This is a genomic window from Neoakkermansia glycaniphila, assembly GCF_900097105.1.
In the GTDB taxonomy this organism is placed as follows: Bacteria; Verrucomicrobiota; Verrucomicrobiia; order Verrucomicrobiales; family Akkermansiaceae; genus Akkermansia; species Akkermansia glycaniphila.
In genome coordinates this window covers 1,408,873-1,434,072 of sequence record NZ_LT629973.1, presented here as the reverse complement: position 1 = coordinate 1,434,072, position 25,200 = coordinate 1,408,873, and the positions used below count along the sequence as shown (strand labels likewise).

General features: G+C 56.3%; 15 protein-coding genes. 6 read left to right on the top strand and 9 right to left on the bottom strand.

The window, feature by feature from the left end; genetic code table 11:
• Nucleotides 1-119: 119 nt before the first annotated feature.
• The 3 genes from argS to PYTT_RS06005 all read left to right on the top strand — a co-directional run bounded on the left by argS (nucleotide 120) and on the right by PYTT_RS06005 (nucleotide 8,729).
• On the top strand, nucleotides 120-1,874 hold the full coding sequence (argS, locus tag PYTT_RS06015; RefSeq protein WP_067776016.1) for an arginine--tRNA ligase: 1,755 nt from the start codon (nucleotides 120-122) through the stop codon (nucleotides 1,872-1,874).
• A gap of 118 nt (nucleotides 1,875-1,992) precedes the next feature.
• Nucleotides 1,993-3,648, top strand: a complete 1,656-nt coding sequence (locus tag PYTT_RS06010; RefSeq protein ID WP_141675817.1) for a tetratricopeptide repeat protein — start codon at nucleotides 1,993-1,995, stop codon at nucleotides 3,646-3,648.
• Nucleotides 3,649-3,812: 164 nt separating this feature from the next.
• Complete coding sequence (locus tag PYTT_RS06005) at nucleotides 3,813-8,729, top strand: autotransporter domain-containing protein (RefSeq protein ID WP_071133327.1); 4,917 nt, start codon at nucleotides 3,813-3,815, stop codon at nucleotides 8,727-8,729.
• Between the two features lie 231 nt (nucleotides 8,730-8,960).
• On the opposite strand, the gene PYTT_RS12990 is transcribed toward PYTT_RS06005, so the two are convergent.
• The 3 genes from PYTT_RS12990 to PYTT_RS05980 form a co-directional block, all read right to left on the bottom strand.
• Nucleotides 8,961-9,680 carry a PEP-CTERM sorting domain-containing protein gene (locus PYTT_RS12990; protein WP_083076767.1) on the bottom strand — a complete coding sequence of 240 codons (720 nt, stop codon included), beginning with the start codon at nucleotides 9,678-9,680 and terminating at the stop codon, nucleotides 8,961-8,963.
• Between the two features lie 403 nt (nucleotides 9,681-10,083).
• The gene (locus PYTT_RS12985; RefSeq protein ID WP_083076769.1) at nucleotides 10,084-10,803 is read right to left on the bottom strand and encodes a PEP-CTERM sorting domain-containing protein; all 720 of its coding nucleotides are present in this window, start codon (nucleotides 10,801-10,803) and stop codon (nucleotides 10,084-10,086) included.
• 651 nt (nucleotides 10,804-11,454) lie between these two features.
• Nucleotides 11,455-12,363 carry a DapH/DapD/GlmU-related protein gene (locus PYTT_RS05980; protein ID WP_083076772.1) on the bottom strand — a complete coding sequence of 303 codons (909 nt, stop codon included), beginning with the start codon at nucleotides 12,361-12,363 and terminating at the stop codon, nucleotides 11,455-11,457.
• A gap of 387 nt (nucleotides 12,364-12,750) precedes the next feature.
• Between PYTT_RS05980 and ribD the strand changes: the two genes are divergently transcribed.
• Complete coding sequence (gene ribD, locus PYTT_RS05975; RefSeq protein WP_071133325.1) at nucleotides 12,751-13,812, top strand: bifunctional diaminohydroxyphosphoribosylaminopyrimidine deaminase/5-amino-6-(5-phosphoribosylamino)uracil reductase RibD; 1,062 nt, start codon at nucleotides 12,751-12,753, stop codon at nucleotides 13,810-13,812.
• Between the two features lie 193 nt (nucleotides 13,813-14,005).
• Here ribD and mnmG read toward each other — a convergent pair whose 3' ends face one another.
• Nucleotides 14,006-15,877, bottom strand: coding sequence for a tRNA uridine-5-carboxymethylaminomethyl(34) synthesis enzyme MnmG (gene mnmG / locus PYTT_RS05970; RefSeq protein WP_067776041.1), 1,872 nt, complete (start codon nucleotides 15,875-15,877; stop codon nucleotides 14,006-14,008).
• A gap of 1 nt (nucleotide 15,878) precedes the next feature.
• A complete protein-coding gene (gene holA / locus PYTT_RS05965; protein WP_067776045.1) occupies nucleotides 15,879-16,970 on the bottom strand; it encodes a DNA polymerase III subunit delta in 1,092 nt (363 codons plus the stop codon).
• 117 nt (nucleotides 16,971-17,087) lie between these two features.
• Between holA and PYTT_RS13315 the strand changes: the two genes are divergently transcribed.
• On the top strand, nucleotides 17,088-18,551 hold the full coding sequence (locus tag PYTT_RS13315) for a trypsin-like peptidase domain-containing protein (RefSeq protein WP_067776048.1): 1,464 nt from the start codon (nucleotides 17,088-17,090) through the stop codon (nucleotides 18,549-18,551).
• Between the two features lie 39 nt (nucleotides 18,552-18,590).
• Here the strand turns inward: PYTT_RS13315 and PYTT_RS05955 are convergent, their stop codons facing one another.
• A complete protein-coding gene (locus PYTT_RS05955; RefSeq protein ID WP_067776051.1) occupies nucleotides 18,591-19,673 on the bottom strand; it encodes a substrate-binding domain-containing protein in 1,083 nt (360 codons plus the stop codon).
• A gap of 309 nt (nucleotides 19,674-19,982) precedes the next feature.
• On the opposite strand from PYTT_RS05955, the gene PYTT_RS05950 reads away from it, so the two are divergent.
• Nucleotides 19,983-21,311 carry a sialidase family protein gene (locus PYTT_RS05950; RefSeq protein ID WP_067776215.1) on the top strand — a complete coding sequence of 443 codons (1,329 nt, stop codon included), beginning with the start codon at nucleotides 19,983-19,985 and terminating at the stop codon, nucleotides 21,309-21,311.
• Between the two features lie 92 nt (nucleotides 21,312-21,403).
• On the opposite strand, the gene msrB is transcribed toward PYTT_RS05950, so the two are convergent.
• The 3 genes from msrB to PYTT_RS05935 form a co-directional block, all read right to left on the bottom strand.
• Nucleotides 21,404-22,519 (bottom strand): peptide-methionine (R)-S-oxide reductase MsrB, encoded by a 1,116-nt coding sequence (gene msrB / locus PYTT_RS05945; protein WP_083076778.1) that lies wholly within the window; start codon nucleotides 22,517-22,519, stop codon nucleotides 21,404-21,406.
• Nucleotides 22,520-22,621: 102 nt separating this feature from the next.
• On the bottom strand, nucleotides 22,622-23,194 hold the full coding sequence (locus PYTT_RS05940) for a cysteine hydrolase family protein (protein ID WP_067776222.1): 573 nt from the start codon (nucleotides 23,192-23,194) through the stop codon (nucleotides 22,622-22,624).
• A 129-nt stretch (nucleotides 23,195-23,323) separates the two neighbouring features.
• Entirely contained in the window at nucleotides 23,324-24,856 is a 1,533-nt protein-coding gene (locus PYTT_RS05935; protein ID WP_067776054.1) for a glucose-6-phosphate isomerase, read from the bottom strand.
• Nucleotides 24,857-25,200: the final 344 nt, after the last annotated feature.

Genomic DNA, 25,200 nt, shown 5'->3' with positions numbered 1-25,200 from the left:
CTGCTCCGCACAGGCCGCTCCACCGTCCGGGCGAGAGCTGCCATCCTCTCCACTGTTTTGAAGGCGCGGACAGACTGCACTCTTGACCCGCAGGCCGGAGCAAGGTATATAGCGCTGTCATGACAATCCCGGCACGACTTGAAGAAAAATTGGCCCCTGCCCTGAAAGCCGCTCTCGGCGACGCCCTGCCCGAAGGGTTCGCCCCTGCGGTCGCCGTCTCGCAGGATCTGCGCTTCGGCGATTACCAGTGCAATGCCGCCATGGTGCTGGCCAAGCAGGCGCGCATGAACCCCCGCGCACTGGCGCAGGCAGTCATCGACGCCATGGGAGACATGCCCATCTGCACGATGGAGATCGCCGGGCCGGGCTTCCTCAATTTCCGCCTCAAGCCTGAGTTCTTCGCCTCCTGCGCCTCCGCCATGCTGCAGGACGACCGCCTCGGCGTACCCGCTGCCGCCGAACCGAAGACCATCGTCATCGACTTCTCCGCGCCGAACGTCGCCAAACCGATGCACGTCGGCCACATCCGCTCCACCATCATCGGCGACGCCCTCGCCCGCATTGCCCGCTTCATGGGCCACAATGTGATCACCGATAACCATATCGGCGACTGGGGCACGCAGTTCGGCATGATCCTCTGGGGATGGAAAAACATCCTGAACGAACAGGCTCTGGCCGACAACCCCATTGAGGAGCTGCTGCGCGTCTATAAGGAAGTGAACGCTCTCTGCAAGGAAAAGCCGGAACTGCTTCCGGTCTGCAAGGCCGAGCTGGTGAAGCTCCAGAGCGGCGACGCCGAAAACCTCGCCATCTGGGAACGCTGCGTCGCCGTCTCGAAATCCGGCCTCGAAAAAATTTACGACCAGCTCGACATCCACTTCGACTACTGGCTCGGAGAAAGCGCCTATAACGACGCCCTCGCTCCGCTCGTGGACGAGATGATCGCCTCCGGCCTCGCCCGCGAGAGCGAAGGCGCCATCTGCGTCTTCTCGGATGGCACCCTCAAGCCGCAGGACGATCCCTTCCTCGTGCAGGAAAAAGGCGAATGGAAACCCATCCCGTGCATCGTGCGCAAGGCGGACGGCGGCTTCCTCTACGCCACGACCGACCTCGCCACGCTCGACTTCCGCACAAAGGTGTGGCAGGCAGATGCCATCTGGTACGTGGTCGGCGCACCGCAGGCACAGCACTTCCGCCAAATCTTCGACGTCGAGCGCATGCGCGGCATCACGGGCGACTTCCGCCACGTCGCCTTCGGCTCCATCCTCGGTTCGGACCGCCGCCCCTTCAAGACACGCTCCGGCGACACCGTCTCCCTTCAGGACGTATTGGACGAAGCCATCGAACGGGCAGGGAAGGTGATCGACGAAAAGAGCCCCGACATGCCCGCCGAAGAGCGTGAAGCCGTCTCCCGCGCCGTAGGCATCGGCGCCGTCAAATTCGCTGAACTTTCCCAGAACCGCATGACGGACTACGTGTTCGACTGGGACAAGATGCTCGCCCTGCAGGGCGATACCGCCCCTTACCTCCAGAACTCCTACGTGCGCGTGCGCTCCATCTTCCGCAAGGTGGAAGGCGACGCCGCGCTGCCGGAATCCCTCACCCTCACGGAAGACGCTGAAATCCATCTGGCGCGCATGCTCGTCCGCTTCGGCGAAATCGTCCCCTCTGTGCTGGACGACTGCCGCCCGAACGTACTCGCCGGGTACCTCTTCGACCTTGCCCGCGCCTTCCACTCCTTCTACGAAGCCTGCCCGGTGCTGCGCTCGGAAGGAGCCGTGCGCGCCTCGCGCCTCGCGCTGTGCGAGCTCACGAGCAGGGTATTGAAGCAGGGCATGGCCCTGCTGGGCATCCACATGCCCGACAGGATGTAATCCTCCGGTCTGCCGCCCGTACTTGCACGGGCGGCAGACAATCCCCATCAAACCGAACCGGGAAAGGCTGCAGCAGCCCGCTTTCCCGGTTCCCCATCGCCTCACCCCACCCGACACCGTGAACATCCGCACCGCCTGTGCCTTCCTGCTCGCCTCCCTCCCGCTCCATGCAGCGGAGCAGGGCACGGAAGCTCCTCCCGCATGGGAGGCTCCCTCCTCCTTCTCCTTCGTCGTAGACACGCCGGACGCCGCCCTTCAGGATGAAGTGCTGGCAGGGCTGCACGACCTCGTCTGCTACTGGGATGAAGAAGCGTACCGCCATTTCTCGGAAGTCCTCCGGTACGACCGCGCCTGCGCCATGGCTCATTGGGGGCTCGCCATGAGCACCTTGCAGGATCCTTCGCGCAAGGCCGAGCGGGATGCCTCGCTGGCTGCTCTCGGCATCCTGGAAGAGCAGGGCAGGCTGCTTCCCCGGGAAAAAGGCTACGCCTCCGTGCTGGCCGCCCTCCTGCGGGGCAGCGCGACAGAGGCAACAGCCTCGGCGAAAATGCTCGCCGAACGCTTCCGGGGAGACCCCTTGGCCAGGCTCTTCCACATCCTGCTGGTGCGAGACGGCTACGACGATCTCGGGCTGCCCCGCAGCGGCCAGACGGAGGCCATTCAAGCCGCCGATGCCCTGCTGAAGGAACACCCGGACAAACACGCCTTCTGCTTCATCCGCGCCCTCCTCGAAGAAACGGCACCCCAGGCATCCGAGGCAGCCCTCGGCGCAGCACGGAAAGTCGTCGAACTCGCGCCCAGCCACCCCGTCTCCCATCACTTGCTCGGCCACCTCCTCTTCCGTAACGGCCGGCTGGAAGAAGCGCAGGCGGAATTCCTGCGCGCCGCCGAACTCTTCAAGGCCCGGGACGAACAGTACGCCTCCGGCGGCAAAAACGGAAGAACGTACGACCGGAGCGACGGCTACCTCCGCTCCATGCTCTACCTCGCCACAACAATGTGGTGCCGCCACCGGGATGCGGATGCGGACGCCATCATGCGGAAACTGCTGCTGCAACCCTATGCAGACAGGCACTCCGCCGCCCCCGGCTCCGCGATCCGGCGGTGGGAAATCCGCACCTTGCCGCTGCGCCTCATGATTGCCGCCCACCGCCCCTACGACAAGGAGAAACTGGCGGAATGGGACAAACTGGCCGGTTCCGGACGCGCCGCTGCGAACCCTCTTCCTGCCGATACGTTTTACGGGCTTCTGAAGGCCTATGCCGTCGCCGCAGGGCAGGGCAGGGCAAACGATGTGTCCCGAGCGCAAAACTCCCTTCTGATGGCCTCCAGGCTCCAGCAGCAGTTCACCCAACCCTCCACGGGCAACCGGGCGCGTGAAGACGGCGAAATTTCCCTGTTCACCCGCGCCCTCACCACCGCCCACGTCGCAGCCATGGAAGCCCGGTCCGCCACTTCCGGACAAGCCGAAACGGCATGGAATCAATATGCCGACGACGCCCGGCGCGCGGCCACCCTCCTGCTTCCCCCCGCCATGCCTTCCCGCAGCGCAGCCGCACCGGAAAAGGAAACGCCCGCCGCGCAACCCGGCGCACCGTCCGCCGCTCCCGCCTCCGGAGAACCGCGCAAGGCCCGCGCCGTGAAAAAAGCTTCCAAACCCGCCTCCCGCAAAACCTGTAAGGGGAAAAAGTGGCATAAATGCCTATTTTTTGCAGCATTTCATCTCGCACGTATCGATATTCGACATTTTTTCATCATCATATCTTATTGGTGATGAATACTGGATGAAAGTTTTCTCTTTTATGAAAAAATTTGTTTTTTGTATAAAACGCTGATTCATAAAAGAATATAATTATTTGTTGACAATAACAGTTTGATTGGACATACTGGGGAATCAGGATAAACAGAAATATCCCGATTACCATAAAATCATTGATTATGAAATTAAAACTGCCCCTTCCTCTTTTGGCTGCCGTCATGGCGGCACTGTTCACCCTCCCTTCATCTGCCGCCGATCACGTCGAAACAGACAAGGGGGAAATTACCTATTCAGGACAAACAGGATATTATAGCGGCGCTATTTACGCCGACAATATTACTCTGTCGAACAACGGTTCCGTCTCCTTTGAAAAAAACTGGTCGAGCGGCAATCTCGGCGGCGCCATCTGCACCAAGGGCGATACTATCCTCTTGGGTAACGGTATTATCTCCTTCGAAAAAAACTACGCGGCAGGCGGCTCCGGCGGCGCCATCTACACCAACAATATTATTCTGTCGGACAACGGTTCCGTCTCTTTCACAAACAACTCGGCGAACCGAGCGGTCGGTGGAGCAATCTACAGCGAAGGTGACGCAACCTTCTCAAACAACGGCACCGTCTCTTTTTCTACCAATTCGTCGTACAACAATGGCGGTGCCGTTTTCTCCCTCGCTCAGGTCACTTTGTCGGGCAATACCTCTGCTGTCTCCTTCTCGGGTAACTCAACGATTAGAGGTAATGGTGGAGCCATCTGCGCCTCCAGCAATGCCACTCTGTCGAATAACGGCTCCGTCTCTTTCTCAGGAAATTCAGCAAATATCTGCGGTGGCGCTATCTGCGTCTACGGCGATACCACCTTATTGGACAACGGTACCATCACCTTCTCTGGAAACTCGGCGAACAGCGCTGGCGGCGCCATCTTCGTCGACACAGACGCTACTTTGTCAGGCAACGGTACCGTTTTCTTCGGAAACAATAAGGCAGTCAACGGTGGAGGTGCCATTTGCGCCAACACCGGCGACATCACTTTGGCTGGCAACGGTTCCGTCTCTTTCTCAGGAAACTCAACAACCAATGACCACGGAGGAGCCATATACTCCGCCGCTGATGTCAACCTGTCGAATAATACCGGCATCGTCTCTTTTGAAAACAACTCGGCGGTCTACGGCAGCGGGGGCGCCATCTATGCTTTAGGCAACGTCATTCTGTCGGGCAACGGTGCCGTTTCATTCTCCGGCAATGCGGCACCCAAGAGCACGGGCTACGGTGTCGGTAACGGCGGCGCCATCTCTGCCGGAAGCAATGCTACCCTGTCGAATAACGGTTCCGTCTCCTTCTCCGGCAACTCGTCGATCTACAACGGCAGCGCCATCTACACGGACACCGGCGACGTTACACTGACTGGTAACGGCTCCGTCTTATTCTCCGGCAACACATCTGCCGCAGGGTTGGGTGGCGCCATTTACTCTGCAGGTAAGATCACCATGACAGATAACATTGGCAAAGTTTCCTTTGAAAACAACAAGGCGGCCAAAGGCAATGGCGGTGCCATCTTTTCCAATGACCAAGTCACACTGTCGCGTAACGGTGCCATCTCCTTCTCCGGCAACGAGGCGTCCATCGGCGGCGGCGGTGCCATCTACGCCAATGGTGCAGTCACCCTGTCGAACAACACCGGCACCATCATATTTTCCGGAAATTCGGCCTCAAAAAATAGCGGCAATGGTAAAGGCGGAGCTATTTTCGCCACCGGCCAAGTCACCCTGTCCGATAACACCGGCAATATCGCCTTCACAAACAACTCGTCGGCCAGAAGCAGCGGCGGCGCCATCATCGGCTTGGGCGGCGTTACTCTGTCGAACAATGCCGGATCCGTCACCTTCTCCGGCAATTCGGCTGCCTTGAGCAGCAGCGGCAACGGGGGCGCCATCAACACTGAGGGCCACGTCACGCTTTCCAACAACGCCGGGGTCGTTTCCTTCGAAAATAATAAGGTGCGCACCAATGGTGGAGCCATCTACGCCAACACCGGCAAAATCACCCTGTCCGGCAACGGTGCCGTCTCTTTCTCCGGAAATTCTGCGGTTAATGGCCTTGGAGGTACCATCTTCACCAAGGGGGCTGTCAACCTGTCGGATAACGGATCCGTTTCTTTCTCCAACAATTCGGCAGACAACGCCAGTGGCGGTGCAATTTTCGCCGATAGCGGTGTTACCCTGTCGAACAATACAGGGAACGTCCTCTTCTTCGGAAATTCGGCAGGTAAAGGTCATGGAGGCGCCATCTGCACCGAGAGCACCGCCACTCTTTCCAATAACACCGGGGTCGTTTCCTTCGAAAACAACAAGACACGCAGCGACGGAGGCGCCATCTATGCCAAGGCAGGCCCGATCACCCTGTCGGGCAACGGCGCCGTCTCCTTCGCCGGAAATTTGTCAACCTCCGGCCTCGGCGGTGCCATCTTCTCCTCTGGAAATGTCACCCTATCAGACAATGGATTCGTCGCATTCTCCGGAAATTCGGCGGCTAGCGGTACTGGTGGTGCCATTTTCACCTTCGGCAAGGTCACCCTGTCGAACAATATCGGGAGCGTCTCCTTTTCCAACAATATAGCGGTTAATGGTCATGGAGGAGCCATCTACACCAGAAACGATGTTACTCTGTCGGGTAACGGCTCCGTTTCTTTCTCAGGTAATGTGGTGGGCAGAGGTCGTGGCGGAGCCATCTTCTCCGACCTCTATGTCACCCTGTCGAACAACGGCGGCGTCTCCTTCTCCGACAATATGGTAACCAATGGCCACGGAGGCGCCATCTGCACCTACAGCGATGCCACTTTGTCGGACAATACCGGCTCCATTTTCTTCACCGGAAATTCGGTGACCATCGGCAGCGGTGGCGCTATCTACGCCGAGGGTAATGCCACCTTGTCGAATAATAACGGTTCCGTCTTCTTCTCCGGAAACAAGGCAGACAAATCCGGCGGTGCCATCTGCGCCCTCAACCATGCCACTCTGTCGGGCAACACGGGCTCCGTCCTCTTCACCGGCAATACGGCAGCCATCGGCGGCGCCATCTATGCCGAGGACGGTGTCACCCTGTCGAATAACGGCACCGTTGCCTTCGAAAACAACAGCGGCGGGGCGATTGTGACCGCTGGCGGCGACGTCAGCCTCACCGGCAACGGCAATACCCTCTTCGTCGGAAACTCCCTCGACAATACCGGCGACACCTATGCCAACGCAGGCGGCGCGGTGACCATGGAAGGCGGCAGGCTCTTCCTCTCAACCGGCAATGGCGATATCACGTTCTCCGGCAACCGTGTCTCAACGGCGGCTGGCGACATTATGCGCTCGATCGGCCTGAACGACAAGGCAGACGCCGACGGCAACATCCTGCCTGCCTCGCTGGAGCTTCAAGCCACCAGTGGGCGTACCATTGCCTTCCACGAAGGCATTGCTGCAGCGGATGCCCATCTTGCCGCCAATACGCTGGAAGGCAGCACGGGCACCATCGTCTTCTCGGGGAGCAGCTCTGCACAGCTCGAACGCCTTGCCGACGAATCGGACGAAGCGTTCGCCGCCCGCGTGCAGGCATCCCGCACCTTCCGCCTCAAGGAAGCGGCTGTGGGTAACGGTACGCTCCTGATCGAAGAGAAGGCTTTGTTCAAGGCCGATCATCTGAATCTTTCCGGGAATGCCCTCCTCGATGTGCGCGAAGACTCTACCGTACATGCGGGTGAATGGAACGTGAATGGCAATGCCAGCTTCGTTTTGCGCTCCGGCGCCTCTCTGCGTGCGGACAGCGGCACGCTTTCCCTGGCGAACGGCGTCGGTATCGATGTCGGCTCCATCCTGACGGGACCGAATGGCAAGGCAACGCGTTTCGATGCTTCGGCTATCGTTCTGGGCGGTACGCTCACCCTCAAGGATGCCGGAGGCAAGCTCTATACCGCGACCGATACCATGTCCAAAGATCTCAAGGTCGAACTGGCACATGACGTACAGGGGTCGCGTAACGGCACCGATTTCTCCGATACTGCCGCCGAGCTTCCCGAGCACGGCTACAAGGGTGTATGGACTGTGGGCTGGGAAGGCGATGCGCTGATAGGTCAGTGGACGGCTGAGCGGGTCTTCCTGCCGTGGGACGAGTTCCGCGGCGGTGCCGTCTACAACTCTCTGTGGAGTACCGCCAGCAATGCGCAGGCCCTTTCCGGCACCGTGCGCGACCAATCCGGCAGCCAGCGGCTGCTTTCCGAACGGAAATCCAATGTCTGGTTTTCCGGCCTCGGCGATTTCGGCATGCAGCGTTCCGCCGGACAGGCAGACGGCTATGATTACCAGGGCGGAGGCTATGCCCTCGGCGGCGACTTCAAGCTGACTTCCAATCATGTGCTCGGCGCAGCCTTCGGGCAGGTTTCGGGCAGGAATACGAGCCGCTCCTACTTCGCCAACAACAGGCAGAACAGCCTGATGGGCGCCGTGTACGGCGCAGGGCTGATCGACCTGCAGAAGCGCGGCACGCTGAGGTACAACCTCTCCGCCGCCTACGGCAATACGTCCAACTCCATCCGCATGTACGATACTTTGCTTGAGCGCAGCAGCACGGGCAAGTGGGACAATGCGGCATGGCAGCTCGACGGCCGCCTCGCATGGGATATCGCCCTGAACAAGACGTGGACGGCAAGCCCCTTCATCGGGCTGGAGTACACCGCCGCGGCTTCGGACTCTTTCACCGAATCCGGTGAGAATCCCCGCCATTTCGGCAAGGGTAGGCTGGAAAACCTTTCCCTGCCCATCGGTGTGTCGATTTCCCGGAGCGATAGCGTCGGGAAGGGGATGATGTGGGATAACAGCCTTTCCCTAAGCTATGCGCCCGATGTGTACCGCCACGATCCGAGCGGCACCGTATCCATGCCCAATACGGTGCAGGGATGGAAGACCCGCGGAGTCGATGTCGGCCGCCACGCCGGAATCCTCGATTACGCGACCGGACTGCAAATCGACGAGAACTGGCGCACCTACGCCGGCTATACGCTGGAGGTCCGCAAGGATGCCGTGCTGCAGACCGTCCGTGTCGGGGCAGGCTACAGCTTCTAAATCCCCCTGCCGCATATCACCGGCACATGCAAAGGAAGCCCCGTATGCTGCGGGGCTTCCTTTTTTGATCTGCACGTATTTCGTCGGCCTGCCAATCCGTACCAGTACAACAAGGGCAACTCCACGATTTTCCCATACCATTTTCGGTTTTCAAACACGGAACACATGATGCAAAAACGGCTTTTCGCCATATAACGAAAAGCCGTTCGATCAATTGTTCACTTGATCCTTTCACACCCTGCGGCGGCGCATCGAAAAACCGAGGCCGCCCAGAACCATAAGCATTGCCGATGCTGGTTCGGGTATTTGCGATGTATTGATACTTACATAAGGAGAGTAGTTTTCGCCTGTCGGCGTCAGCGAAGTGCCACTGAACAGCTGGCCCGCCGAAGCGCCCGTGTTCTGTGTATTGGTACGCGCCATACCAATAGCCTTGGCATCACTCAATGTCATGGTGCTGTTCGGAGCAAAAGAATTGTTTTGCGAGAACAGAATGGCATACGTCGTATTGCTGTCGATGATGGAAGGTTGCGAGAAGTTGAACGTGAATGTCGTATTGTTTGTAGCGGGAACATTGAATACATCCGACATATTGACCACCGTCATGGAGCTTCCCGACATGGTGCAAAGATAGGCATAGCAGTTTGCCACCGCGCCTTGACTTGAGCTGCGCGTCTTTATTGAGATCGAATTCAGAAAGACCCGGTCAGCCAAAGACATTCCTGCATTCGGTGTGCTGGTGGGAGTCGCCAGCCATGCAGACTGTTGCAGATTGAAGGAGAAACCTGCGCCACTCCAATTTGCGGAACCCAGCGCCTTCGTAGCACTCGTCCATTGCGTCAATTCCTCAACTTGCGTTGCTGACGAAAAAGGTTGCAAACTGTTGTTCTGATTGCCATATGCAAGAGACATGCAACTTGCAAGAAGTGTAATTGTAATGGTTTTGTGCATGGTACTTCAAAGGGGGGTTACCGCCAACCAAATTAGTCAATGCAGCTCAATCTGTCAATCTCGGCCGGATTGTTCTGCAATAAGACCAGAGTTGTACATTTTCCAGATGTCGGATTCGCATTTCAGCGCATCCGCAGCATATTCCCGTCACATGCAAACAGCCATAAATCAAGTTTTGAAAGACATTTTTATTTATCATAACACATTGATTTTGTATGAAAAAATTGTATTATATCATATTCTTGCGGAAACCGGGGGGAAGACAGACTCATGTTCTGGTCCTTTTTTCATCGTTTTGATGATCCGACAAGGCGCAACACTATCCGCCTCCCATATTGAACAAAAAAACGGTATTTCGCCACGCAACGAAATACCTTTTTATCCATTCTCCGGCTGTACCCGATCAAATTCTGCGACGGCGCACCGAAAAGCCGAGACCGCCCAGAACCATAAGAATTGCCGATGCAGGCTCAGGTATTTGCGATGTATTGATACTTACATAAGGAGAATAATTTTCCGCTGGTGCAATAGAAATGGAATTGAATAATTGTCCTGCGGAGGAGGTCGTATTCAGCGTATTCGTACGAGCCATGCCAACACGCACCCCGTCTCCCAGCGTGATGCTGCTTCCCGAAGCAAAAGAACCGTTTTGCGAGAACAGAATGCCATACGTCGTATTGCTGTCAACGATGGAAGGCCGGGAGAAATTGAATGTGAATGTCGTGTTGTTGGTAGCGGGGATGTTGAATACATCCGACATATTGATGACCGCCATGTTGCTTCCCGATATGGAGCAAAGATAAGCATAGCAGTTTGTCACAGCAGCCTGGCCAGTGCTTCGTGTTTTCACGGTGATCGAATTCAGGAATACCTGATCGGCCAGGGCAGTTCCTGCATTCGGTGTACTGACGGGAGGAGCCAGCCATTCGGATTGTTGCAGATTGAAAGAAAAACCGTTTCCATTCCAAAGGCCGGAACCCAGATTTGTTACTGTACTGTGCGACCATTCCGTCAATTCCTCAATTTGCGTTGCCGCCGAAAAGGAGTGCAGATTGTCACTTTGGCTACCATACGAAAGAGATATGCAGCTTGCGAGAAGAATAATTGTAAGGGGCTTGTTCATGTTGACAGAAGAATTTCAATTTAAAAGTAGTGAATTCGAGCTGTTCTGTCAATTTCAGGCGGCTTTTCTTACAGTAAGACCAAAAGTGCACGTTTCCAGCCTTTTCGAAGCATGTTTCCCTGTATTCGAAGTGTTTTTCCAGCCGTATTAAACGGACATGAATTACATCATTTACCGTCTGTATTAAGCAAATTAACCATATAATAAACAATGTTTTACAGTATTATTGAGAAAAAAGGAGTGCAGACGGTTTTATGCTCTGGTCTTATTTTCAATGCAAGCGTACCCGTTATCTGCACGGAAACGAATAATTGATCCAAACGGGAAATTGAATAGCCTTTCAAAGCATTCCTGCATCCGGAGAGGCATATCGGATGTATTGGTGTATCGGAAAATCGCCAGCGCCGCAGGCAGTGCATGCAGAAGGCATATGCACACGGCGAACAGGATCATTCATGTACCGCGTTTCTGCAATGTATCGTTCTTTGCCGTATCGGGCAAGTCCGCAGGTATGGCGATATTCGAACATAATGATGGAATACACCATATCCCGACAAAGGCCTATCCGTATCCTGTCAATCGTTCGGCAGGAAGAAGTTGCAGGCTCTATCCAAGCCAGCCGAATTTGGTCAAGCAGCAGTGCGTCTGCGATCAAGCCATATCATGCCGGATGATCGTGCCGGGATCGGTCATCCGGCCTCGTCCGATTTTACGGCCGGGGCAAATCACGCTGTTCGCTCCGAGTTTGACGCCGTCGCCGACCATGGCTCCGAGTTTGTCATGTTTGGTGTCGATCAGTTCGCCATTGACCATCATCTGGTTGTTCAGTCCGTCGTGCCGGTAGTTCGAGAAGATGCATCCTGCACCGACATTGACATGCGATCCTACGATGGAATCTCCCACATAGCTGAGGTGAGCAATGTGCGTGTTGTCGTAGATGATGCTGTTTTTGACTTCGACGGCGTGGCCGATCACGCAGTTGTCGCCAACGGATGTGGCTCCGCGGATGTAGGCGTTCGGGCCGATCTTGCAGTTTTTACCGATGATGACGTCTCCTTCGATCACAGTGCCGTGGTGAATGACTGAGCCTTCTCCCAAATGAAGGCGGCCATCCACTGCAGCAAGGTGGCTGATGCTGCCGCGAACGGGTGTTTGCGGCATGTTCCGAAGGATTTCGGCATTGAGGTCCAGCATGTCCCACAGGTAGCGGATATGCTGGGCCGGAGCTTCGGTGACGATGCAATTCGGGCAGTTCATCGGATCCAGCGTATTGACCCATGCAAGTATTTCACCCTTGGGCGTTTTCAGGGCCTTGGGCCCGACGGCATGGGCAAGCAGGTAGAGGGTCGAATACTCGGGTATGTGATCGATCGGGATACGAACGCATTGGTTGTTCGCCTCTTCGGGGTTGATGACGACGAATCCCGCCAGCTCAAGACGGGATGTGACCCATTCGCGCAAGGTCATGTTGGCAACGCGGCAATCGGACAGGGGCCGCATGAATCCGCTGATGGGAGCGCAAAGGTCCGATACGAGTGGTGGCATTAGGGTGATAGTCATGGGCTTAATTCTTTTTTTGGTTCATTTCCTAGAATAGCATATTACGATAGTGTTGCGACTCTTTTTTTGCATTTTGTCTTTCTTCCTGCATTCTTTTCTGATGATAAATACCTTTTATATCTTATTAACACCGCGTTGTGGATATGTTGTGAATTTATTGTGAATGGAGTTTGAATATGTTTTATTTCGCCTTTTCCTATGTTTGTTTCACTAGTTATTCACATTTTATTTTACTTGCATGTCACTCAATTTTAAATAAAACCATCACATATTCACATTATTTACACAATAGAAGAAGACGGAATTTTTATATACAATATATCTATACTCTTAAATAAGCACCGTTCGGGTCTTGGCTCCGAGGCAACCGAGTGGTATGCTTGCCCCATGGTTTCACCCGATCAGGATGCCGATTGGATGCGTACAGCTCTCGAGCAGGCACGGCTTGGACTTGGCGTGACGAGTCCCAATCCTCCCGTGGGAGCAGTCATTGTCCGAGATGGCCTCGTTTTGGGGCTGGGGTACCATCACAAGGCCGGAGAACCGCATGCGGAGCGTATGGCTCTTGCCGATGCACGCGAACGCGGTTACGGGGCCTTTCTGAGCGATTCGACGATCTACGTGACTTTGGAGCCATGCAGCTCGTTCGGCAGGACTCCGCCTTGTACCGATGCGATTATTGAAGCAGGGATGAAGCGGGTGGTTTACGGAGCTTCCGATCCCGATATTCGGCACCGGGGCAGGGCGGACGGTATTTTGCGGGCTGAAGGAATCGAAGTGGCAAGCGGCGTGCTGGAAGAAGAGTGCCGGGAGATGATTCGCGGGTTTGCCATGGGAGTGAAGGAAGGAAGGCCATGGGTGATCGCCAAGGTGGCGATGACGGTGGATGGCCGCCTGACGCGGAAGAATGAACGCTGGTTGAGCGGAGAGGAGTCCTTGCGGTATGCCCACCAGTTGCGTGCGGAATGCGATGCGGTGCTTGTGGGTGGTGAGACGGTGCGATGCGACGATCCGGCATTGACGATCCGGAATCCGTTGCGGCAACCGCCGGCATGGAAGGAGCAGCCGTGGCGGGTCGTATTGACGCGTGAGAAGGATTCTTTGCCTGAGGGAAGCAGGGTCTTTACGGACGAACATGCAGACCGTACGATTGTGATGGAGAATATCTCTTCATTGAGTAAAAATGTTTTAGAAGTAATTTATAATCAATATAATACGAGTATTGTTCTTTTGGAATGCGGGGGTAGTCTACTAAGGCGTTTTCTGGAAGAAGAGCTGGTGGACGAGCTGGTTTGCGTACATACACCGTGGATTGGGGGAGGCCCGGTGCAGGCGTTTCCGGGCGATGCCTTTTTGCCTCATGAGCTCGTTTTGATGGATCGGACGTGGATTTCCTGCGGCGAAGATATGATTCTGCGCGGGAAAGTACGATCCAGAAGCGGGAATTGAACAGTGTACCCGAAGCCTGTTTTGATTGATGGGTCCGGGATGAAAGATGAAGCTTTCTTAAGAAGGAAGAGTAGTTTTGCCCAGCCGCGTATAAAGACAAACCGAAGTGACGGCTCCGAGTGTGGGAACAGCGGTGCCAAGACGGATTTTCCGTTTGCCGGGGGGGTAGCAGCAAAGAGCCGTTTTGTCCGTTTTAAGCGTGTTTTCGCTTTTGGAGCCAGACGAGGAGGATGGAGATATCTGCCGGAGTCATGCCGGGGATGCGGCTGGCCTGGCCGATGGTAGCGGGACGTATTTTTTCCAGTCGCTGTACGGCTTCGGTTTTGAGGCCGTGAATGGTTTTGTAGTCGATGTTCTCCGGAATGGTTTTATGTTCAAGGCGAACGATTTTTTCGGCTTGCTTCGTTTGCCTGTCGATATGGCCGGAGTAGGCGATTTCCGTAGCGATGTATTCCCAGTGTTCCACGTGGAACTTTTGAAGAAGTTCATCGGGAAGCTGTGTCCAGCTATTGCCCGGGCGGCGCAGCCAGAGGTCGAGTGACACGCCTTCGTGGCGGAGGCCGGAAGCTTCACGGATACCGGAGTCGATGGCTTCCTGTTTTTTCCTCACGTTTTCTCCCTGTTCACGGGAGACGAGGCCCAGTTCGGCTGCGATGGGAGTGAGGCGCAGGTCGGCATTGTCCTGCCGGAGGAGGATGCGCATTTCGGCGCGGCTGGTGAACATGCGGTAGGGTTCGTCGGTGCCCCGGGTGATGAGGTCGTCGATCATGACGCCGATGTAGGCCTGGTCGCGGCGAAGGACGAGGGGGGCGCGGCCCTGAGTTTTCAGAGCGGCGTTGGTTCCGGCAATGAGGCCTTGTGCGGCGGCTTCTTCGTAACCGGATGTGCCGTTGATCTGTCCGGCGAAGTAGAGGTTTTCCACCTGTTTGGTTTCGAGGGTTGGGTGGAGCTGAGTGGGCGGTGCATAGTCGTATTCGACGGCATAGCCGGGCCGGATGAGTTGAGCGTTTTCAAGGCCGGGAATGCTGCGGACGATTTCGCACTGAACGTGGTAGGGCAGGGAGGTGGAGACGCCGTTCAGGTAGTATTCCTGCGTGCTGCGGCCTTCGGGTTCGAGGAAGATCTGGTGCTGCTGTTTTTCGGCAAAGCGGACGATTTTGTCTTCGATGGAGGGGCAGTAGCGCGGGCCGATTCCCTCGATGATGCCTCCGTAGAGGGGGCTGTAATGGAGGTTTTCCCGTATGATGTCGTGGGTGCGCCGGTTGGTGTAGGTGATCCAGCAGGGATCCTGTACGAGGTTGAAGCCGGGATCGGCAAAGGTGTTGAGGGTGCAGTGCGGTTCGGTGTCGCGGCGGAGTTCGGTGAGGGAGCGGTTGCTGAAGAGGGGCGGCGGGGTGTCGCCGTCCTGCCGTTCGCACGCGCTGAAGTCGATGGTGTGCCTGTTGACGCGGGGCGAGGTGCCGGTTTTAAAACGTTCGAGGCGGATGCCGAGGCGGCGCAGAGTGTCCGACAGGGAGGAGGGGGCGCAACCGAGGCGGCCGCCGGGTATATGTTCCATGCCGACGTGAAGGAGGCCGCGCATGAAGGTGCCGGAGCAGAGGACAATGCTGCGGGTGCGGTATTCGAGGCCCCATGTGGTGAGGGCTCCGGTGACCCGGCCTTGCTTGTCGACGAGGATGTCGCTGATGTCGCCCTGATAGAGGCGGATGTTCGGGTCGTTTTCGATGACGTTTTTCATCCGGGCGCGGTAGGCGACTTTGTCGCACTGGGCGCGGGGTGCGCGTACGCTGGGGCCTTTGGAGGCATTGAGCATGCGGAACTGGATGGCGGTGGCATCGGTGTTCAGGGCCATGGCGCCGCCGAGGGCATCGATTTCCCGGACGATGTGTCCTTTGGCCAATCCGCCGATGGCCGGGTTGCAGGACATTTGGCCGATGGTGTCGAGGTTCTGCGTAAGGAGGGCGACGCTGCATCCGAGGCGGGATGCGGCAAGGGCGGCTTCAATGCCTGCGTGTCCGCCGCCGATGACGAGGACGTCGAACTGCTGGGGGAGAAGGTGGGCCATGTCAGGCGGTGATGGTGACGATGAGTTTGTGCAGGATGTCGCGTGCGTCGAGGCCGCTGGAGACAAGCGCCTTGTCGGCCGAGGCACAGGCGGCGATCGCCCGTTTGATTTGCGGAAGCGTTTGTTTCGTGCATTTCTGCGCGGCGAGGAAGAGGGGGTAGGTGTTCGGGGTGCCGTCCTTTTTCAGAGGTATGAGGCTTTTGGCTTCGGGAGGGAGGTTTTTGACTTTCGATTCGAAGTCGCGGTAGTTGGTGGGGGAGAGTTGGTAGTTTTCCATCAATGTTTTTGCCATCAGGCTGTTGCGGATGGTAGGGATGATGGCGGCGCGCATGATGGAGATGGCCTGTTCGCCGGAATCAAGCTGTTCGTCGATGAGGGCGATGGCCTGATGGGCATGCCGCAGTTCGAGTGCGCGCGAGATTTCGAAGATAACCCCGGAGCGGGAGACTGCGACCATGTCCTGTACATCTTCTTCGGTGATGCGGCGGCGTTCGGCACCGAGGTAGATGTCGAGCTTGTCGAGTTCGTTGGCGATTTGGCGCGATGTTTCGTTGACGCGGTGGATGAAGAGTTCGAGGGCCTGGGTGTCGAAGGTGAGGCCGCGGGCTTTGCCTTCGCGGGTGACGCAGGAGGCGAGTTCCGTTTCCCAGCCTTGTTTGCCGGTGTCTATTTTGGCGTATTCCTTACAGGCGGCAATTTGCGAGAGTTGTTTGAACCAGGTGCGCCGTTTGTCGATTTCCGAGGCCGAGAGGAGGAAAAAGGTGTTTGGCGGCAGGTTGCCGAGGGTTTCCACCAGTCCGGCGATGGCTTGCAGGGTTGTTTCGGCTTTGGCCTGCTGGCTGTCGCCAAAGAAGTTGGCGTTTTTCAGCCAGACGATTTTCCGGCCGGGAAAGAAGGGGAGGGTACGAAGGGCGGAGACGGTGCGAAGGCAGGTTTCTTCAACTTCCGAGACGTTGGCGCATGTGCCGTCGATGATTTCGTGGTTGTATTCGTCTGTGCCTTCGGCGAGCGAACGGTAGGTTCGAAGAGCTTCGGAGCAGACGAGGCCTTCGTCGCTGCCGTAGATGACTGTGCTTGTTGACTCTTCCCCCATGTGCCTGCGCGATATTACACCAGATGGATGGAGACGAGTCAAGTCCATGTTCGGCTTGCACGACCTGTTTCCTGCTTGTCATTTGACTATGTTTATGGTAATATACGGCGTACCCGCATGGATGGTTTTTGGAAACGTTTGTTGCTTGTTGCAGGTTCGACGGTTGTCATCGTGCTTGTAGCGGTTGTGTATTGGAGGCAGGTGGCCAAGCGGGATATTCGTGAATTCGTCGAGGCGGGCAAGTACCATCTCGAAGCGAAATCGCGGTTGAGCCTGGATAAGGTGCCGTATCTGGCGAAGATGAGCGATGAATTGAGTACGCTTTCACAGCATATTGCAAAGTCGGTTGTTTGTATCGATACGGCCGGAGTGCAATCCGTGCAGGATGTGTCCGAATCCGGCAATAATGTGGTGACGCAGCATGTGGCGGTGCGTGGTCTCGGATCGGGGGTGATCGTGTCGCAGGAGGGGCATATTCTGACGAATTACCATGTGGTGAAAGGAAAACAGGCGATCAGCGTGAAGCTGATGGACGGTACGGTGCTGCCCGTATTCAAGGTGGGGGAGGATCGCGTTCTGGATATTGCCGTGCTGAAGATCGATTCGCACGAGAAGTTCGATGCACTGCCGTTCGGTGTGAGCAATCATGTGAAGGCCGGGGAGATCGTGCTGGCCTGCGGCAATCCGTATGGGCTGGGGCTTTCGGTGAGCCACGGGATCGTGAGTGCACCGCAGAGGGTGTATGGCGAATCGAAGCAGGAGTGGATTCAGACGGATGCGAATATTTCTCCCGGCAATTCCGGCGGCCCTCTGGTCAATATCAAGGGAGAGATTATCGGTATCAATTCCGCTGTGGAGTCGCGCAACGGCGATTCCAATATCGGGGTGGGTTTTGCCATTCCGTCGAATGTGGCGGTGAGTGCGTTTCGCGAGATTTGCGAACGCGGTTATGTAGCGCGCGGGTATCTGGGTATTTCGTGGATTGCCAATTCGCGCGAGATGCAGGAGTTTACGGGCAATAAGGTGGAAGGCGGCGCGATCGTCAATTTCGTTCAGCCCGGTTCTCCGGCGGAAAAAGCCGGGATGAGGATCAATGACCTGGTGGTGTCGGTGAACGGAAATACGGTGATGTCCGTGCCGAGGCTGCGCAATTTGCTGGAGGGGTATCCGATCGGCCACACGGTGAAGATGGAAGTTGTGCGAGGAGGCAAGAAGCTTGCTCTGGAGATGACGGTGGACGATTTGTATATGGCCGAGCAGAAGTTTGCGGGTCAGGCCAGCAAGTATTATCCCGAGGCGATGGGGCTTTCCATGCGTGATTTGTCGAGCGAAGAACGGGCCAAGGGTATGTCCGGCGTATGGATTACGCAGGTGCAGGAGGGGACGGAAGCAGCCACGAAGTTCATGCCGGGCGATCTCGTGGTGGCTTTGAACGGGGAATCGGTGATGGAGCTTGGCGATATTCAGAATACGGCTGTGCTGGACGGCAGGTTTTCGCTCCGCATTCTGCGCGGTAAGGATTACTTCGATGTGAACGTGGTGATTCCTCCGGATGTGTTGAAGAGGATTCGCGGATTGTAGGGCGGCGTTCGGTTTTTCGTGCAGCGTGGCGGTGCCGTGTCAATGACGTGCGGCGACGCTTTGTCCCGGGTTGAATTCCGGTAGGACGAAGGCGCTTGATGTATTCTTGGAAGCAAGAAGGTGGCTGATCATTCTCACGAGTCGACGTACGGATTTTTCCGCGTTGATTTCATAGTTGGCGATGGGGGGGTACAGGTGGGTTAGAATGGGTTCGTAGCTGAGGCTGACCAGGCTGATTTGTGCAGGGATGGATATCGCATGCGTGGCTGTCCATGAGAGGAGAGTGACGATCTGGTTGCCGCGCATGGTGACGAATGCCGTTATTTCCTTGTTTTCGGAGCAGGCGCGTTCGAGGTTTTCGAAGGTGGAGGCGATGTCCGCCGGAAAGGGGATGATGACGGGATTCCAGCCTTCGGCTTCGAAATCGAAGAAATGTTTTTTGACCAGTTGGTGGCCTCTCAGCTTTTCTTCGGGCATGCAAAGGCCGATGTTCCGGTGTCCTTTGTGCCACAAGTGGTTGGCGGCGTGGTTGGCAGTCGCTCCCCAGTTGGTGTCGAGGCAGGGCAATTTTGAAGTCGGATAGGAGGTACCGCGCACGATGCATGGGATATGGCGTTTTTTGAACCAGTTCTGGGTTTCGCAGGAGGCGTGGTACAGGATCCAGCAGTCATGATTGTTTTTTGCTTCGAGTCTGGCCAGTCTGTTTTCAGGAGTGTTGCCGATGCTCCATGGCATTTCATGGATATGGAAGTCGAGTCCGTTTTGTTCAAAAAGGTTGCGGATGTAGTGAAGTTCCGCAAGAATGCCTTGAGGCATGCGGCCTATCGGAACGGAAGAAAGGAATCCGATGCTTGCCTGTTTTTCGGTTGGGCGTGGGGGGGCTATGGCCTCTTGCAAAGACGGAGAAAGAAGGATGCGGCGGGGAGATCGTGCAATGGGAGCAGTGATTAAGCCTTCCTGTTCGAGCTGTAAAAGAGCCGAACGAATGGTTTCGCGGCCGACATTGTAGATGGCGACCAGTTCGCGTTCGCCAGGCAATATGCCTTCAAAACGGCCTGCCCGAAAAGCTTGCCGCAGTTTTCCTGCAATAGAGATGGCGAGAGGATGTTGCCGTTGATTCATTTTGCAGGATAAGTATATCAGGCAGATGCGGAGGTGGCGAGTTCTTTCGGTGGTAAATACGCTGTTGTATATGAATTTCTCTGGTCTTCATCTTACAATAGTGTAATACTTTTTTATTATAAAAATTATTTGTTATCAATAGTATAATAATTTTTAATATTGAAGTGGTCTGGTCTTTTTTATGCTATTTTCATGAAATGGATCACAAGTGATGGTTTTGCGGGCCGGATGCGTATATTTTAATGACGGCTGTATTTGCAGCGTGCAGGATGCAGACCGTGGTTTATCCAATTGTACCATTCGATTCCCATGTCATTCCATTCATTATCCAGAAATGTGTTGTTGTCGGCTGCCGTAGTCCTGACGACGACAGTGTCTTTTGCGGCAGAACAAGCATCCGCTCCGGTGTCCGTTTATGACGGGTATTCGATTCCCATTGTCGATCTGAATGGACGGGACGATATGCATGTTGTCGTGGACAAGGAGAAGGGGCAGTATCTCGGACATCCGACAACTCTGCTTCTGAAGGACGGCAAGTCGATTGTCTGCGTTTATCCGAAGGGCCACGGTTCCGGACCGGTGGTGATGAAGGTTTCGAAAGACGGCGGAAGGACATGGGGGGATCGTTTGCCCGTTCCCGAATCGTGGAAGACAAGCCGCGAGGTGCCGACGCTTTACAGGACGGTGGATGCTACCGGAAAGGAGCGCCTGCTGATGTTTTCCGGCAGGCAGGGCGGCACGATGAAGACGAAGGAACGCAACAGGGTCGCCGTGAGTGAGGATGAAGGCAAAACGTGGTCCGAGCTGATGCCGATTCCGCAGCAACCCGCAGGTATCGTCGCGATGAGCGATCTGGTTCCGCTCAAGACGGGCAAGGGGCATTATATGGCTTCCTACCATGTGAATTCCAGCGGCGAGGATGCCAAAGGGAAGTTCCATACGTTGGAGCTTTGCGTGGTGTTTACGGAAGACGGTGGGGTGACGTGGTCTGCTCCGCAGGTAGTATTTCCCGGTGCGCGCGATTTGCATCTGTGCGAGGCGGGTATTGTGCGCAGTCCCGATGGCAAGTCGATTGCCCTGCTGCTGCGCGAGAACAGCCGCAACCATGGGTCGCAGATTATGATTTCACAGGATGAAGGCAAAACGTGGTCCGTACCGAAGGAGTTGCCCGCAGCGCTGGCTGGAGACAGGCATCAGGCTCTTGAATTGCCGGATGGGCGCATGTTGATTCAGTTCCGCGATGCATCGCCGACGAAAAAGGCGGATTTCAATGAGAGCCCGACGGCAGGAGACTGGGTCGGCTGGGTCGGTACCTGGGACGATCTGGTTCAAGGGAAGGAAGGGCAGTACCGCATTCGCCTCAAGGATAATAAAAACGGTTGGGATACGGCGTACCCGGCTGCCGAACTTCTGCCCGACGGTACGATTGTCTGTACGACTTACGGGCATTTCGACCGTGGAGAGGCGGCTTATGTGCTTTGTACGCGATTTCGCATTCAGGATACGGACAAGATGGCAGAGACGGTGATGAAAGGCCCGCGTCCGGTGATTCACAATGATCTGGGTAAAGGAGATGTGGTGTTCGATCCGAATAATCCCGACGAGATCAATGCCAAGTTGAAAAATGCCAGAAAATAGGCTGCTTCGCGTTTGATGGCCGATGAAGCATGAAAGAAACAGCCTTTCCTCATCAGGGGAAAGGCTGTTTTGTCGAAGGGAGGAAGCGGGAATTATTTGTTTTCTGTTTCTTTTTGAAGGAGAGGCAGGTAACGGCCATAACCTTCCTTTTCCATGTCTTCCATGGGAATGAAACGCAGGGATGCGCTGTTGATGCAGTAGCGAAGGCCGCCCTGGTCCTGTGGGCCATCATTGAAGACGTGTCCGAGGTGGGCATCGCCCGTTTTGCTGCGCACTTCGGTGCGTACCATGCCGTGGGTGCGGTCTTGCTTTTCTGCAATCAGGCTATCGTCGATGGGGCGCGTGAAGCTGGGCCAGCCGCAGCCGGAATCGTATTTGTCCGAGGAGAGGAAGAGGGGTTCTCCCGTGGTGATGTCGACGTAGATGCCGCGCTTGTGGTTATCGAAGTATTCGTTGCGGAAGGGTTGCTCGGTCGCGCTGTTTTGGGTGACTTCGTACTGGAGGGGCGTCAATTCGGCTTGCAGTTCGGCGCGTGATTTACGCTTGTATTGAACGGAAGGGTCGTTGGCGTGCCGCGCTTTTTCAAAAGCCGCTTGCGGGATGTGGCAGTAGCCTGCGGGGTTTTTGTCGAGGTAGTCCTGATGGTATTCTTCGGCGGGGAAGAATTGGCGCAGAGGTTCCACTTCGATGGCGAGCGGCTGTCTGTATTTCTTTTGCAGTTCGCGCAGAGAGGCTTCAATGATCGGTTTGTCGGCGGGGTCGGTGTAGAAGATGCCCGTGCGGTACTGGATGCCCGCGTCGTTGCCCTGTTTGTTGACGGAAACGGGGTCGATGACGGCGTAGTATTGTTCGAGGAGGTAGGGCAGGCTCAGTTTGAGCGGATCGTACTGGATTTTGACGGTTTCGGCGTGCCCTGTGTTTTCCCGGCATACCTGTTCGTAGGTGGGATGGTCTGTTTTTCCGTTGGCATAACCGACTTCGGTGGCAGTGACGCCGGGGATGAGGGAGAAGTATTTTTCGACTCCCCAGAAGCATCCTCCGGCCAGATAGATGGTTTTCATGGCGGTGTGTGTTCGTGGTGGAAGTTTGGCCTGCGTGCCGGAATCCCGGCCGCAGGCGGTGAGGGTGAGAAGAAGCAAAGCGGCGATCAGGGGGTAGATGATTCCGAACCCGACATTGCGGCGGCGAAGTGTGGCTGTCCTGTTCATATTCCTGCTGGCTGTTGCGGAAGCCGGATGTTTCGCGGCTTTTCCATGGCAGGAATCTTGTACTTTGCGAATGCTTTTGGAAATAAGTTTTTACGGCATTTTCTAGCAGTTCGGGCGGTCTGTCGCCGATTCCCGGTCAAGCCATGTTCCGGCGGTCGAGATTTCGGCGAAGGTACCGTTCAATGCAGCCATGAAAACTGCCTGTACAGCGGGAGCGGCAAGGGAGGCGCCGTGCCAGAGCAGATCCTTCGTGGCGCAGGCATCTTCGATCAGAGTGATGCCGTATCCGTAGTTTTTGGCGGCGCGCACGGTCGTATCGACGCACATGTGGGTCATCATGCCGCAAACGACCAGATGTCCGATGTGGCGGCGTTCGAGCTGGAGATGCAGGTCCGTTTGGAAAAAGCTGTCCGGTGCGTGTTTGACGATAAGGGTTTCTCCCGGGACGGGCGCTACCTGCCGGTGAATTTCCGCACCCGGCGTATTCGGTACGAAGAAGGGCGCACCTTCTTTCAGGTTGATATGCTGGATGTGGAAGACGGGGAGGTTCCGGCTGCGGAAGCGGTCCAGTATGCCGGATGCTTGTGCGGCGGCCTGTTCCGCGCGGTGCAGTTCCCATTTCCCGCCGGTGAAATAATCGTTCTGAATATCGATGAGGAGAAGTCCCGGATTCATCATTTGCCTGCGGATGATGATAGCCGGGGTGCGGGAAGAAGTAAATGGCGTTTTCGGGCGATGCCGTGCATGAAAAACCCTTCCTTCGACAATCGCCGAAGGAAGGGTGGAAAGGCGGCGGCAACCGCGTTATTTCGCGAATGTATCGCGGCAGGCGCAGTCGGCCTGCGTCCATGTGGCGGAACCGGATTCCGCGATGTGGACGAGACAGTGGTAGACGGCTTCTTCATCCGCTCCGATGCGTCCGGCGATTTGTCCGGCTGTTTCGGGAGTGGAGGCCAGGGCGTCGCGCACCTGCTGGAGGAGGGCAAGGAAGATGCCTGCGGCTTTTTTGCCCGCTTCGACGCCCGGCTGGTGGTAGGCGTTGATGTGGACGAGGGAGGCGTAGTAGGAGACGGCACGTTCGAAGAGGGCGATGAGCATGCCGAGGCTGTAGGCGTCCACTTCGTCGATGGAGATGGTAATGGAAGCACGGCCGGATTCCGCGAGCGCCTCGCGGGTGCCGCGCAGGAAGCCCTGCAGGAAGTCGCCGGAGGTGAAGGCATTTTCCACAAGCACCTGATCATGGGCGGCTTTGCGGACTTCGATGAAGGTGACGAAGAAATTGTCGATGCCGTCGCGGAGCTGCTGCACATAGGCGTGCTGGTCGGTGGATCCCTTGTTGCCATATACGGCAAGGCCCTGATGGACGATGTTGCCGTCCAGATCAAGCTTCTTGCCGATGGATTCCATGATGAGCTGCTGGAGGTACTTCGAGAAGAGGACGAGGGCATCCTTGTAGGGGAGGACGACCATGTCCTTCTTGCCTTTGCCTTCCCCGGCCTTGTACCAGGCGAGGGCGAGCTTCATGGCGGCGTTATGGGCGGTGTCCGTGCAGCGGGTTTTGGCGTCCATATCGGCTGCGCCCTTGAGCAGGGAGTCGATATCCACGCCTTGAAGAGCAGCCGGGAGAAGTCCGACGACGGAGGTGACGGAGGTGCGGCCGCCGACCCAGTCTTCCATCGGGAAGCGCTTCAGCCAGCCTTCGGCTTCCGCCACCTTGTCCAGCTTGGAACCGCATCCGGTGATGGCGACGGCCTGAGGAGCAAAGGCGACGCCGTTCTTGCGGAAGAAATCCTGGGCGAAGACCATGCCGTTGCGCGTTTCGGGCGTGCCACCCGATTTGGAGATGACGACGGCGATCGTTTCCTGCAAGGGGACGGTATCGAGTACCTTTTGCATGCCGTCGGGGTCGGTATTGTCGAGGAAGGCGAGCTTCAGGCCCGTATTGGGGAGGGCATCGGCCACCAGTTCGGGACCGAGAGCCGAACCGCCGATACCGATGATGAGGGCGGTGGTGTATTTCCGGCCCGAGGGCGCCTGGATGGAACCGTCGAGAATCCGGCTGGCGAACTCCTTGATGTCGGCAATGGGCCGGTCGATCTCGGCTTTCAATTCGGCATTCGGAGCAAGGGAGGCATTGCGAAGCCAGTAATGGCCGACCATGCGGTTTTCGTCGGGATTGGCGATGGCGCCGCTTTCGAGAGACTTGATGTCGGCATAGGCGCGTTCGATCAGAGGTTGCATTTCCGCCAGAAATTCGGGTGTCAGCGGAAGCTTGGAAAAGTCAAGGGAAATACCCATTTCAGGGTAGCGGACGAGCTGTTGCGCGTACAGTTTCATGATAGGGCAAGAATATGGTACCGACACATATTTGGCAAGCAAAAACCCGCATAGGGCAAAGGGGAAGAAATAGCCATACCTATATCGAAGGAGGCAAGGAAACGGGCGAGATTTAGCCCATACGGAAGGGGTTGAGAGGGATGGGGAAAAGGCATAACCTGAAAAGGCGGCGAGAAAACGGGCGAGGATATTGGAGAGCGGGAAACGCTAGCCTTGGAAGGCCTTGCACGGGTAACATGCTGCGGATCGGGATCCGGAACACGGATACTGAAAGGAAAAACCTTAAAAAGCAAAAAAGACACGAAAATTTAGACAAAAACGCCCACGACGCTTGCCTTACCTAA